Raw genomic sequence first — 14,055 nt, 5'->3', positions numbered from 1 at the left:
AGTTAATTCTATGAAATCATAAAACTAACTCTTTTTATTTATTTATTAAAACTTATTTTTTCAGCCAGTTGTTCGCAAAAGAACAATCTTTATATTCTCCAATGATCTTGATGTAAGTATCTTTAATTTTAGTATCAAACCATTTTGCAATTGCATTAATCTGTTTTTCTTTTAATGCCAATTCTTTAATCTTAGTATAATCCTTAGCATAATCAGCTGTATGCTCATCAATTCTGTTTGTAACCGTAATTAACTTATACGTTTTTTTACCTTTATCATCTGTATTTAAAAGTGGCTGAGAAACTTCATCTCCTTTTAAATTTGAAACTTGGCTATATAAAGTCGGATCCATTTTAGTCAACTCAAAACGAGTATCTTGTGTTGTTGGATTCACCAATGTTCCACCGTTTGTTCTAGTTTCCTTTTCGTCAGATTCTGTTCTTGCAGCTTCAGCAAAAGTCAATTCTTTATTAATGATTTTATTTCTAATATTGGTAATTCTTTCTTTTGCTTCTTTTAGAGCCGCTTCTGACACGGTTGGAGAAATCAAGATATGGCGAAGCTCAACTTCCTGTCCTTTAATTTTTTCCACCATTATAATATGGTATCCAAAAGTCGTTTCAAAAGGCTCCGAAATTTCTCCCGCCTGTAAACTAAAAGCGACATCTTTAAATTCTTTGACAAAAGGAGTTTTTCTTGTCATTTTATAATATCCTCCATTTGGAGAAGATCCTGGATCTTGAGAATATAAAACTGCCTTTGTAGCAAAACTAGACCCCTCAAGAACATCTTTTCTTATCGCATTTAATCTATCGATAACTTTCTGTTTGTCTTCTTTAGAAATTTTAGGCTCTACCACAATTTGCGCTACCTCCATTTCGGCACCAAAAGTTGGCAATTCATCTTTTGGAATTTTTTTGAAGAAATTACGAACTTCCTCTGGAGTGATCTCAACATCTTTAATAATCTTATCTCTCATCTCTGAAGCTAGCTTTTGCTCCTTCAAGATATCTGCAAAATAAGTTTTAAATTCTTCTACAGAACTTTTTTTATAGTATTCAACTACTTTATTGATATCACCAACTTGCTGTGTCATATAGTTTAGACGCTCGTCCATCATACTTCTAACTTCAGCATCACTCACAATAATACTATCTTGAATAGCTTGGTGAGCATATAATTTGTCTTCTAAAAGTTTACCAAGCATCTGGCATCTTGTAATATCTTTTATAGATCCGCCTTGAGCAGTAATTTCTAAAAATCCTTTATCGATATCGGAATCTAAAACAATATAATCTCCTACTGTCGCAATAATTCCATCGATTTTCAATTTTCCGCCAGAAGGAGCTTCAACTGGTTTTTGAGCTACAACATCAGGAATAATTTCTTGCGCTGTGATAATTGGAGTAAAAAAAAGAAAAAAACAAATTGTTAGTGCAAACTTGAAATCAATTGTTTTTAGCTGTAATTTTTTTAATAACATTATTTTAATTTTTATTTGAATGTAAGCCTGTTTTAGATAATCCCTCTCAAATTATGTATGCTCAACTTAAACATAAATAATTAAAGTATAGTTCTTTCGTAACTTATAACGAACAAAAATAACAATTCAATTACATAATCCAACTATCCGATATACTATTAACAAAAAATTATAGGATAGTTCGTTACACTCAAACAAAATGAGCCATTTTCATTTTCTTAATTTAATGAAAGACAAATTTTTAAGTTGGTTTCAAATTTTAAATTGAAGAGCTAAATAAACTCTTAATTATTAGCACTCTAAAAAAAGTTCTCAACACTACAACGTTTTTGCAACGAACATTCTTCTCGCAAAATAAATTTATATCAAAAAAAATTACTTTAGATAGGTAATTAATAATTTACAGTACAAAAAAACAATAACATCCATCTTTTTAGACCTAAATTTCATCAATTACAAAACTTACTATTTAACTAAACTAATTATGGGATTCGAATGTAAACGTTCTAAATGATTGGGTTAACTAAGTCAACAGTTCAGTATTTGACTTTGCTTGCTGCTACAAAATGAATGATTTTTTTGACGGAAATAATTTAGCAACTAAGACATTTAGCAATAAAGATGGATTCAGACCAACTTGGCAAATACTCAAATTAAAGATTTTACAGGAAACTCAACTTGGTACTCTACAACTCAAGCAGATAAATGGGTAAAAATACAATGTCCCTCAAAAGGATGTTCAATTTGGTCAATTAATCAGTAATTTTAAAAATGACTATTTATGGCTGTTGAAAAACAGCCATATTTTTTTCTAAAAAGCTACCTAATAATAAAGACTTCCCAAATTTAAGAAGTGAATATTTTTATAAAGCCGTATTTAATAGTACTTTTGCAACCTATTTATACGAAATATGAGCTTTTTAAAAGAAATACAACGCAGAAGAACATTTGGAATTATCTCGCATCCCGATGCTGGTAAAACTACATTAACCGAAAAATTACTGTTATTTGGAGGGGCTATTCAGGAAGCTGGAGCGGTAAAAAATAATAAAATTAAAAAAGGAGCAACGAGTGACTTTATGGAAATCGAACGCCAAAGAGGTATCTCGGTTTCTACTTCTGTACTTGCTTTTAATTATAAAGACAAAAAAATCAACATTCTTGATACTCCTGGACACAAGGATTTTGCAGAAGATACTTTTAGAACTTTAACCGCTGTTGATAGTGTAATTGTTGTAATTGACGTTGCAAAAGGGGTTGAGGAACAAACTGAAAAGTTGGTTGCTGTTTGTAGAATGCGTAACATTCCGATGATTGTTTTCATCAATAAATTAGATCGTGAAGGTAAAGATGCTTTTGATCTAATGGATGAAGTAGAACAAAAATTAGGTTTAAAAGTTACACCTCTAAGTTTCCCTATCGGAATGGGTTATGATTTCCAAGGAATTTACAATTTATGGGAAGAAAACATTAACCTTTTCAGTGGAGACAGCCGTAAAAATATCGAAGAAACAATTGCTTTTTCTGATGTTCAGAACAATCCGGAATTAGATAAAATTGTTGGTGAAAAAGCAGCTAATAAACTTCGTGAAGAATTAGAATTGATTGACGAAGTATATCCAAAGTTTGAACGTAAAGATTATTTAGATGGAAAAATTCAGCCCGTATTCTTTGGTTCTGCTTTGAATAATTTCGGGGTTCGTGAGTTGTTAGATTGTTTCATTACAATTGCGCCCTCTCCGAGACCAAAAGATTCTGAAACTCGTACAGTTGAACCTACTGAAGAGAAAATGACTGGATTTGTTTTCAAAATCCACGCTAATATGGATCCAAAACACCGTGACCGTTTAGCCTTCATCAAAATCGTTTCTGGAACTTTCGAAAGAAACAAACCATATTACCACGTTCGTCAAAAGAAAAATTTAAAATTCTCAAGTCCAAATGCCTTTTTCGCTGAGAAAAAAGAAATCGTTGATATTTCTTACCCAGGTGATATTGTAGGTTTGCACGATACAGGAAACTTTAAAATTGGAGATACTTTAACTGAAGGCGAAATCATGAGCTTTAAAGGTATTCCTAGTTTCTCTCCAGAGCACTTTAGATACATCAATAATGCTGATCCAATGAAAGCAAAACAATTGGAAAAAGGAGTTGACCAGTTAATGGATGAAGGAGTTGCTCAGTTGTTTACTTTAGAAATGAACAACCGTAAAGTTATCGGAACTGTTGGTGCACTTCAGTATGAGGTAATTCAATACCGTTTGGAGCACGAATATGGTGCAAAATGTACATACGAAAACTTCCCTGTACATAAAGCTTGCTGGGTAAAACCTGATGATGCTAAAAATGAAGAATTCAAAGAATTTAAACGTATTAAGCAAAAATTCTTGGCTCATGATAAATACGGGCAATTGGTTTTCTTAGCTGATTCTGATTTTACTATTCAGATGACACAAAGCAAATATCCAACTGTCAAATTGTATTTTACATCTGAGTTTGATTAAATAAACTTTCTTTAGATAAAAAAACAAAAAGGCTGTCAAATTTTATTTAGACAGCCTTTTATATTTACATCCCCCAATGTAAATTTAATATTACTCCGTATAATTAATTCCCAATCCGCCGGCAATATATATTCTGTTAAGTTCTTCTGAACCAACAATTATATTTTTCATTAAAACATTATTTTTAACTGATTTCACATCAAAGGATATCTCTTTTGAAAGGTAATAATCATTAGCCGTGATTGTAACCATTAACGTTTTACTATTCTTTAGAACCTTCGATTCTATAGAAAACTCTCCTGTTTTATAATTTACTTTTGCAGGATTTTGCGAGCCACTAAAAGCAATCATTAAATTAGAATAAGTTTCTCTGTCAAAAGGTTTATTGCTTTTTGCTTCTAATAATTTTCCTTTAATTATTATTGAAACTTCTTCATTTTGAGTTTGGCTGTAAGCTACTTTACCTACTTTATATGCATTTGGTTTCGAACAGCTAATTTCTGTTTTAATAGGTTCTTTTTCTTGTGCTGCAAGATTTGATGCCAACAAAACAGATGCAGTAATTGTCGCATACTTTAAAGTATTGATTTTAGAAGTTTCATTGTATATAAATTCTTCCTCCAATTGCGTCGTTTTCAATCGTGCGCAGATATTTTTATCCTTATTTTCATTAATAAACTTGGCTACTTCAGAACTTGTCTTTTTACTCAAATCGATAACATTCTTCAAACATGAATTACAGAATGAACCATGAGAGTTTGGAATCATTTTGTCAAAATTTTCAGAACAAGGAGTTGCAATTTCTAGGGTGAATTTCTTTTTCATACTCTATTGTATATAAGTTATAAACTTTCGAGAAGCTTCTTATTTATATAGAGTATTGATTTTATAAAAAGGTTGGGAGAACAAAAAAAAAATTTAATGCTCATTATAAAGATCTCATTTTTAAACATAAAAAAAGCGCTAATATTTAAATTAGCGCTTTTTTATAATTTGAATTAATCAACCTTACTAAGTCATTATATTTCAAAATTTAATCTTTTTTAGGCTATAGCAAGTTAAATAAATACTTTCTTGAAAAGAAAATTACCCGACTAAAGTAAATTAAATCCGATAAAATGCTTTTTTTTTCATAAGCCCTAAAAAAAGCCCCTTAAAAAAGGGGCTTTTAAAAATTTATGCTTGTCCAGTTGGACCAAAATTAAGCGGAATTGGCGCTTGTTCCGTTTCTTTGATTTCGCCATGAGCTGCCTCAAATCTATGGATATTTTCACCTATTGCTTTTAATAATCTTTTAGCATGTTGTGGTGTCAAGACAATTCTTGACTTTACCTTGGCTTTAGGAATACCTGGCATAATGCTTACAAAATCTAAAACAAACTCTGATGATGAGTGATTGATAATTGCAAGATTAGAATAAATTCCTTCTGCAATAGTTTCGTCCAACTCAATATTAATTTGCTCTTGTTGTTGTTTCGGATTACTCATAGTTTCCTAATTAATAAATGTATTCTTCTTTATTAGCCATCATTTCGTTGTAATCGTCTTTAGATCCTACGATAGTGTTATCGTACTCTCTCATACCAGTTCCCGCAGGAATTCTGTGTCCAACAATTACATTTTCTTTTAATCCTTCTAGATCATCTACTTTACCAGCTACTGCAGCTTCGTTAAGTACTTTCGTTGTCTCCTGGAATGAAGCCGCAGAAATAAATGATTTAGTTTGTAACGAAGCTCTTGTAATACCTTGTAAAACTGGCGTTGCAGTTGCAGTAATTACGTCTCTTGCTACAACAAGATTTTTATCTGTACGTTTCAATAATGAATTTTCATCACGTAACTCACGAGGTGTAATGATCTGACCAGGTTTTAATACTGAAGAATCTCCAGCATCTTCTACCACTTTCATACCATATAATTTATCGTTTTGAACAATAAAGTCTTTAGTATGAATTAATTGATCTTCTAAGAATAAAGTATCTCCTGGATCCTCAACTCTTACTTTACGCATCATTTGACGAATTACAACCTCAAAGTGCTTATCATTAATTTTTACCCCTTGCAAACGGTAAACCTCTTGAATTTCATTTACCAAGTACTGTTGAACAGCAGCTGGACCTTGAATTCTTAAGATATCATCTGGTGTAATAGCACCATCAGACAATGGAACTCCCGCTCTTACGAAGTCATTCTCTTGCACTAAGATTTGGCTAGAAAGTTTAACTAAATACTTTTTAATCTCACCAAATTTAGACTCAATAACGATCTCACGGTTACCTCTTTTGATTTTACCGAAAGATACAACTCCATCAATTTCAGATACAACTGCTGGGTTTGAAGGGTTACGAGCCTCAAGAAGCTCAGTAATTCTTGGTAAACCTCCCGTGATATCGCCTGCTTTAGAAGAACGACGTGGGATTTTTACTAATACTTTACCTGCTTTAATTTTCTCACCGTTTTCAACCATTAAGTGTGCACCTACTGGTAAGTTGTAAGAACGAATCAATTCTCCTTCTTTACCATAAACTAATAAAGTTGGGATTAATTTTTTGTTTCTAGCCTCAGAAATTACTTTTTCTTGGAAACCAGTCTGCTCATCGATCTCAACCATGAACGATTGTCCTTGCTCTAAATCCTCGTAAGCAATCTTACCAGTAAACTCAGAAACAATTACACCGTTATATGGATCCCATTTACAGATTACAGTTCCTTTTGCTACAGTTTCTCCATCTCCAACGAAGATACTAGAACCGTAAGGAATGTTATGTGTATTTAAAACAATTCCAGTTTTCTCGTCAACTAATTTCAATTCAGTTGAACGTGAAACTACGATATCAACAGAGTTTCCTTCTCCGTCTTCTCCTTTAACTGTTTTTAAATCTTCAATTTCAAGTCTACCTGCGAATCTTGTAACGATACTAGACTCTTCAGAGATACCTCCAGCAACCCCTCCAACGTGGAACGTACGAAGTGTTAACTGTGTACCTGGCTCTCCAATAGACTGAGCTGCAATAACTCCGACAGCTTCACCTCTTTGTGTCATCTTACCAGTAGCTAAGTTTCTACCGTAACATTTCGCACAAATACCTTTTAAAGCTTCACAAGTTAATGGAGATCTAACTTCTACTTTCTCAATTGGAGAAGCTTCGATAGTTCTCATAATTGCTTCAGTAATTTGTTCTCCAGATTTAACCATTACTTCGTTAGTAAGAGGATTGATAACGTCTTGTAATGCAACACGTCCTAAAATTCTCTCTCCTAAAGATTCAACGATTTCCTCATTTTTCTTCAATGCCGCAACTTCAACACCTCTTAAAGTTCCACAATCTTCGATGTTAACAATAACATCTTGAGAAACGTCATGAAGCCTTCTTGTTAAGTAACCAGCATCGGCCGTTTTAAGAGCCGTATCCGCAAGACCTTTACGAGCACCGTGAGTAGAAATGAAGTACTCAAGGATCGAAAGACCTTCCTTAAAGTTAGAAAGAATCGGGTTTTCAATAATCTCACCACCACCAGCAGTAGATTTTTTAGGCTTAGCCATCAAACCACGCATACCAGTTAACTGACGAATCTGTTCCTTAGAACCCCTCGCCCCAGAGTCAAGCATCATATATACAGAGTTGAAACCTTGTTGGTCTTCTCTAATATTTTTCATTGCCAATTCTGTTAACTGAGCATTTGCTGAAGTCCATACGTCAATAACTTGGTTGTAACGCTCGTTATTTGTGATAAGACCCATGTTATAGTTAGTTGAGATACCTTCAACTTGCTCTCTAGCATCTGCAATTAACTTCGTTTTTTGTTCTGGGATTCTAATATCACCTAAAGAGAATGATAAACCTCCTCTAAATGCGAATTTATAACCCATATCTTTCATATTATCCAAGAAAGCTGCCGTTGTAGGTACATCAGTCACACTTAAAATGTGTCCGATAATATCTCTAAGGTTTTTCTTAGTCAATACGTCGTTGATATATCCAGCTGCTTCAGGTACTACTTCGTTAAATAATACACGTCCTGCAGTTGTTTGAATGATTTTGTACACTAATTCTCCAGCGTCATTAAAATCTTTTGCTCTAATTTTCACACGAGCATTCAATTCTAATCTTCCTTCGTTTAATGCAATGTTTACTTCTTCAGCAGAATAGAAAGTCAAATCTTGACCTAAAATTTTGTGATCTTCTGTAGAAATACGCTCTTTGGTCATATAATATAGACCCAAGACCATGTCCTGAGAAGGTACAGTAATTGGAGCACCATTTGCAGGGTTCAAGATATTGTGAGAAGCCAACATTAATAATTGTGCCTCTAAAATAGCTTCTGGTCCTAATGGTAAGTGAACCGCCATCTGGTCACCATCGAAATCGGCGTTGAAAGCCGTACATACTAATGGGTGTAACTGGATCGCTTTTCCTTCAATTAATTTTGGCTGGAAAGCCTGAATACCAAGTCTGTGCAAAGTAGGAGCACGGTTCAGTAATACTGGGTGTCCTTTAATTACGTTTTCTAAGATATCCCAAACTACCGGCTCTTTTTTGTCAATGATTTTCTTAGCAGATTTTACTGTTTTTACAATACCTCTTTCAATCAATTTACGGATAACGAAAGGTTTGTATAATTCAGAAGCCATATCTTTTGGCAATCCGCACTCGTATAATTTTAACTCTGGACCAACGACAATTACCGAACGAGCAGAATAATCCACACGTTTTCCAAGTAAGTTTTGACGGAAACGTCCTTGCTTACCTTTTAATGAGTCAGATAATGATTTTAATGGTCTGTTAGATTCTGTTTTAACAGCAGAAGCTTTACGTGTGTTATCGAATAATGAATCTACAGATTCTTGTAACATACGTTTCTCGTTTCTTAAGATAACTTCTGGAGCTTTAATCTCCATTAATCTTTTCAAACGGTTATTACGGATGATTACACGACGATATAAGTCGTTCAAATCTGAAGTTGCAAAACGACCTCCATCAAGCGGCACAAGCGGACGTAATTCTGGTGGAATAACTGGAACCACTTTCATGATCATCCACTCAGGACGATTTTCGCGGTTTTCGTTAGACTCACGGAAAGACTCAACAACTTGTAATCTTTTTAAAGCTTCAGTTTTTCTTTGTTTAGAAGTCTCGTTGTTAGCGCTGTGTCTTAATTCATAAGATAAAGCATCTAGGTCAATACGAGCTAATAAATCCATAATACACTCTGCTCCCATTTTGGCAACAAATTTATTTGGATCTAAATCATCTAAATATTGGTTTTCTTGCGGAAGAGTATCTAAAATGTTTAGGTATTCTTCTTCAGTTAAGAAATCAAGTCTTTGTAAAGATTCTCCATCTGCATTTTTAGCAATACCAGCTTGGATTACTACGTATCTTTCGTAGTAAATGATCATATCTAATTTCTTAGATGGAAGACCAAGGATATAACCAATTTTGTTTGGAAGAGAACGGAAATACCAGATATGAGCAATTGGCACAACAAGGTTGATGTGTCCTACTCTATCACGACGTACTTTTTTCTCGGTAACTTCAACACCACAACGGTCACAGATGATACCTTTGTAACGAATTCTTTTATACTTACCACAAGCACATTCGAAATCTTTTACTGGTCCGAAGATTCTTTCGCAGAAAAGTCCGTCACGCTCTGGTTTGTGAGTTCTATAGTTAATAGTTTCTGGCTTTAAAACCTCTCCTCTTGATTCTTTCAAGATAGATTCTGGTGAAGCCAATCCAATAGAAATTTTGTTAAATCTTTTTACTGGATTCTTATCTTTATTGTTTCTGTTATTCATCATAGTTTTTACTATTGATTTATTTGCAATTAAAAAATTGAATTTAGATTTATAATCTACTCTTAAAAAAATTAAGAGTTAATCATTCAGCTACTACCTCGGGTTACTTCTCTAAACCTCAAATTCTTATTTGAAGTGCTAGTTATAAAATGCCTTGCATTGTTATAAAAAATCGGAACGGGTTACGGGTATAAATCTTTAAAAACTTATTATAAATGAGTAATCAGTCCCGATTAAAATCGGGACTGATTCCAAAACTTTTATTATTCTTCCAAACGAAGATCTAAACCTAGACCTTTCAATTCGTGCATTAATACATTGAATGATTCTGGTAAACCTGGTTCTGGCATAGTTTCACCCTTAACGATAGCCTCATAAGTTTTAGCTCTACCAATAACGTCATCAGACTTAACAGTTAAGATTTCACGTAGTGTACTAGAAGCTCCATAAGCCTCAAGTGCCCAAACCTCCATCTCTCCAAAACGCTGACCTCCAAATTGAGCCTTACCTCCAAGTGGTTGTTGCGTAATCAATGAGTATGGTCCGATAGAACGTGCGTGCATCTTATCATCAACCATGTGTCCTAATTTAAGCATGTAAATTACACCCACAGTTGCTTTTTGTGCAAAACGCTCTCCAGTTCCACCATCATAAAGATATGTATGTCCGAAACGTGGTACGTTAGCCTCATCAGTCAAAGCGTTGATCTCGTCAAGAGAAGCACCGTCGAAGATTGGAGTAGCAAATTTTCTACCCAAGTTCATACCAGCCCATCCAAGAACAGTCTCATAAATCTGACCAATGTTCATACGTGAAGGTACCCCAAGTGGATTCAATACGATATCTACTGGTGTTCCATCTTCTAAGAATGGCATATCTTCGTGACGAACGATTCTTGCAACAATACCTTTGTTACCGTGACGTCCTGCCATTTTATCACCCACTTTTAACTTACGTTTTTTAGCGATATAGATTTTAGCTAATTTCAAGATTCCAGATGGTAATTCATCTCCAACTGTAATAGTGAATTTCTCTCTTCTTAAAGCTCCTTGTAAGTCGTTAAGCTTAATTTTATAGTTATGAATCAAATCATTAACCATTTTATTTGTAGCATCATCAGCAACCCATTGACCTTTGCTTAAGTGAGCAAAATCTTCTACTGCGTAAAGCATTTTTTGAGTATATTTTTTACCTTTTGGTAAAACTTCTTCACCCAAATCATTCATTACACCTTGAGATGTTTTTCCGTTAACGATCAAGAATAATTTCTCAACCAATCTGTCTTTTAATTCAACAAATTTAGTTTCGAATTCCATTTCTAACGCGCCTAAAGCATCTTTATCCTGAGTACGTTTACGTTTATCTTTTACGGCTCTTGCAAATAATTTTTTGTCAAGAACTACACCATGTAAAGATGGAGAAGCTTTTAATGAAGCATCTTTTACATCACCTGCTTTATCCCCGAAGATTGCACGAAGCAATTTCTCCTCTGGAGTAGGATCTGATTCCCCTTTTGGTGTAATTTTTCCGATCAAAATGTCGCCAGGTTTAACCTCTGCTCCAATTCTAATCATACCGTTTTCATCTAAATCTTTAGTAGCTTCTTCAGAAACGTTAGGAATATCGTTTGTTAACTCTTCGTTTCCTAACTTAGTATCTCTAACCTCTAATGAATAATCATCAACGTGGATAGAAGTAAAAATATCATCACGAACTACTTTTTCAGAAATTACAATCGCATCCTCGAAGTTGTACCCTTTCCATGGCATGAACGCAACTTTTAAGTTTCTACCTAAAGCTAATTCTCCATTTTGAGTAGCATATCCTTCAGACAATACTTGTCCAGGAACAACTCTATCACCTCTTCTTACGATAGGTTTCAAGTTGATACTTGTACCTTGATTGGTTTTTCTAAATTTAATTAAGTTGTACGTTTTCTCATCAGCATCAAAACTTACCATTCTCTCGTCTTCTGTACGATCGTATTTAATAGTAATGATGTTAGCATCTACGTATTCAACAGTACCATGCCCTTCAGCATTGATCAATACTCTTGAATCTGAAGCTACCTGACGCTCTAAACCTGTACCAACAATCGGTGCTTCAGGACGGATCAAAGGAACTGCCTGACGCATCATGTTAGATCCCATCAACGCACGGTTCGCATCATCATGCTCCAAGAAAGGAATCAATGATGCAGAAATCGAAGCGATCTGGTTTGGTGCAACGTCTGTATAATGAACTACTGATGGCTCAACAACCGGGAAGTCACCTTCCTCACGAGCAATAACATTGCTAGCTGTAATTTTACCAGTTTCGTCCATTTCAATGTTTGCCTGAGCAATCATTTTACCTTCTTCTTCTTCAGCACTTAAGTAAACTGGAGTACTTTCTAAATCAACTACACCATTTGTTACTTTACGGTATGGAGTTTCGATGAATCCCATTCCGTTTACTTTTGCATAAACACCAAGAGATGAAATCAAACCAATGTTTGGTCCCTCAGGAGTTTCAATCGGACATAAACGACCATAGTGAGTATAGTGAACGTCACGAACCTCGAAACCAGCTCTCTCTCTCGAAAGTCCACCTGGTCCAAGTGCAGAAAGTCTTCTTTTGTGTGTAATCTCAGCTAATGGATTCGTTTGATCCATAAATTGAGATAACTGGTTAGTACCAAAGAAAGAGTTAATAACTGATGATAATGTTTTAGCATTAATCAAATCAATTGGTGTAAACACCTCGTTATCTCTAACGTTCATTCTCTCACGAATAGTTCTAGCCATACGTGCTAAACCAACACCGAATTGTTGAGACAATTGTTCTCCAACTGTTCTAACACGACGGTTTGATAAGTGATCAATATCATCAATCTCTGCTTTAGAGTTGATCAACTCGATCAAATATTTTACGATTGTAATGATATCTTCTTTAGTAAGCACTTGCTTATCCATAGGGATATCTAAATCTAATTTTTTGTTCATTCTGTAACGACCAACTTCACCTAAGTTATAACGTTGATCAGAGAAGAACAATTTATCTATAATACCACGAGCAGTTTCCTCATCAGGCGGTTCAGCGTTACGCAACTGACGGTAAATATGCTCTACAGCTTCTTTTTCAGAGTTTGTTGGATCTTTTTGTAACGTGTTGTGGATAATAGCATAATCTGCTTGGTTGTTATCCTCTTTGTGTAACAAAATAGATTTTACGTTAGAATCGATAATCTCTTCAACATTATCTTTGTCGATAATTGTATCACGATCAAGGATGATTTCGTTACGTTCGATAGAAACTACCTCTCCAGTATCCTCATCTACGAAATCCTCATGCCATGTATTCAATACACGCGCAGCAAGTCTTCTTCCAATATATTTCTTAATACCTGTTTTAGAAACTTTAATTTCTTCAGCTAAGTCGAAAATTTCAAGGATATCCTTATCTCTTTCGAAACCGATAGCACGGAATAAAGTTGTTACAGGTAATTTTTTCTTTCTATCGATATACGCGTACATTACGCTGTTAATATCTGTAGAGAATTCTATCCAAGATCCTTTAAAAGGAATTACTCTTGCAGAATAAAGTTTAGTTCCATTTGCGTGGAATGACTGTCCAAAGAAAACCCCTGGAGAACGGTGTAATTGAGATACTACAACACGCTCGGCACCATTAATAACAAAAGTACCACTAGGAGTCATGTAAGGTATTGTTCCAAGATAAACATCTTGCACAATTGTTTCAAAATCTTCGTGTTCTGGATCTGTACAGTATAGTTTTAACCTAGCTTTTAAAGGCACACTATAAGTAAGACCTCTCTCTATACATTCTTGAATTGTATAACGTGGAGGATCAACAAAATAATCTAGGAATTCCAATACAAAGTTGTTTCTTGTATCTGTAATTGGGAAGTTTTCCATGAAGGTGTTGTATAACCCTTCGTTGCCTCTTTCGTCAGATTTCGTTTCTAATTGAAAGAAATCTTTAAAAGATTTAACCTGAACATCTAAGAAATCTGGATAGTCAGGGATATTTTTTGTAGAGGCAAAATTCAATCTTTCAGTCTGATTTGTTATCATCAATGGACAAAATTTTGATTAAAAAAAAGTAATTTTTGTTTGTGTAAAAACACACTGTTTAATCTATACTTTCTTATTATAATCAATACATCTTTAAAAATAAACTATAAAAAAAAGCCGATTTTCTTTCTTCGTATTGATCTAAAACTTTTTCGTATTTTAAACTATGGGATAATAAAACTTAATATA

The 14,055-nt window shown here is 34.2% G+C and carries 6 protein-coding genes and 1 pseudogene; 2 read left to right on the top strand and 5 right to left on the bottom strand.

Annotated elements, in window-relative coordinates; genetic code table 11:
- Positions 1-52 precede the first annotated feature (52 nt).
- Entirely contained in the window at positions 53-1,483 is a 1,431-nt protein-coding gene (locus AC5ZCW_RS15670; protein WP_496120774.1) for a peptidylprolyl isomerase, read from the bottom strand.
- Positions 1,484-1,968: 485 nt separating this feature from the next.
- Between AC5ZCW_RS15670 and AC5ZCW_RS15665 the strand changes: the two are divergent.
- Together AC5ZCW_RS15665 and AC5ZCW_RS15660 are read left to right on the top strand one after the other, a co-directional pair.
- Positions 1,969-2,246: pseudogene (locus AC5ZCW_RS15665) on the top strand (alpha-amylase domain-containing protein); the annotation flags it as partial.
- A gap of 148 nt (positions 2,247-2,394) precedes the next feature.
- Positions 2,395-3,987, top strand: a complete 1,593-nt coding sequence (locus tag AC5ZCW_RS15660; protein ID WP_496120773.1) for a peptide chain release factor 3 — start codon at positions 2,395-2,397, stop codon at positions 3,985-3,987.
- 90 nt (positions 3,988-4,077) lie between these two features.
- Here the strand turns inward: AC5ZCW_RS15660 and AC5ZCW_RS15655 are convergent, their stop codons facing one another.
- From AC5ZCW_RS15655 to rpoB, 4 genes are all read right to left on the bottom strand, one after another.
- Positions 4,078-4,812 carry a hypothetical protein gene (locus AC5ZCW_RS15655; RefSeq protein ID WP_496120772.1) on the bottom strand — a complete coding sequence of 245 codons (735 nt, stop codon included), beginning with the start codon at positions 4,810-4,812 and terminating at the stop codon, positions 4,078-4,080.
- 351 nt (positions 4,813-5,163) lie between these two features.
- Entirely contained in the window at positions 5,164-5,475 is a 312-nt protein-coding gene (locus AC5ZCW_RS15650) for a DUF3467 domain-containing protein (protein ID WP_055094614.1), read from the bottom strand.
- Positions 5,476-5,485: 10 nt separating this feature from the next.
- On the bottom strand, positions 5,486-9,793 hold the full coding sequence (rpoC, locus tag AC5ZCW_RS15645) for a DNA-directed RNA polymerase subunit beta' (protein WP_343542712.1): 4,308 nt from the start codon (positions 9,791-9,793) through the stop codon (positions 5,486-5,488).
- Positions 9,794-10,053: 260 nt separating this feature from the next.
- Positions 10,054-13,866 carry a DNA-directed RNA polymerase subunit beta gene (rpoB, locus tag AC5ZCW_RS15640; RefSeq protein WP_177210640.1) on the bottom strand — a complete coding sequence of 1,271 codons (3,813 nt, stop codon included), beginning with the start codon at positions 13,864-13,866 and terminating at the stop codon, positions 10,054-10,056.
- Between the last annotated feature and the right edge of the window lie 189 nt (positions 13,867-14,055).

This window comes from Flavobacterium sp. PLA-DH12 (assembly GCF_059511845.1).
Note: the sequence above shows the minus strand (reverse complement) of the source record. Positions and strands in the feature narration are given on the sequence as shown.

What these genes read in the sequence shown, in the direction of transcription:
- AC5ZCW_RS15670 (WP_496120774.1), bottom strand. Translation starts at nt 1,483, where the DNA reads ATGTTATTAAAAAAATTACAGCTAAAAACAATTGATTTCAAGTTTGCA.
- AC5ZCW_RS15660 (WP_496120773.1), top strand. Translation starts at nt 2,395, where the DNA reads ATGAGCTTTTTAAAAGAAATACAACGCAGAAGAACATTTGGAATTATC.
- AC5ZCW_RS15655 (WP_496120772.1), bottom strand. Translation starts at nt 4,812, where the DNA reads ATGAAAAAGAAATTCACCCTAGAAATTGCAACTCCTTGTTCTGAAAAT.
- AC5ZCW_RS15650 (WP_055094614.1), bottom strand. Translation starts at nt 5,475, where the DNA reads ATGAGTAATCCGAAACAACAACAAGAGCAAATTAATATTGAGTTGGAC.
- rpoC (WP_343542712.1), bottom strand. Translation starts at nt 9,793, where the DNA reads ATGATGAATAACAGAAACAATAAAGATAAGAATCCAGTAAAAAGATTT.
- rpoB (WP_177210640.1), bottom strand. Translation starts at nt 13,866, where the DNA reads ATGATAACAAATCAGACTGAAAGATTGAATTTTGCCTCTACAAAAAAT.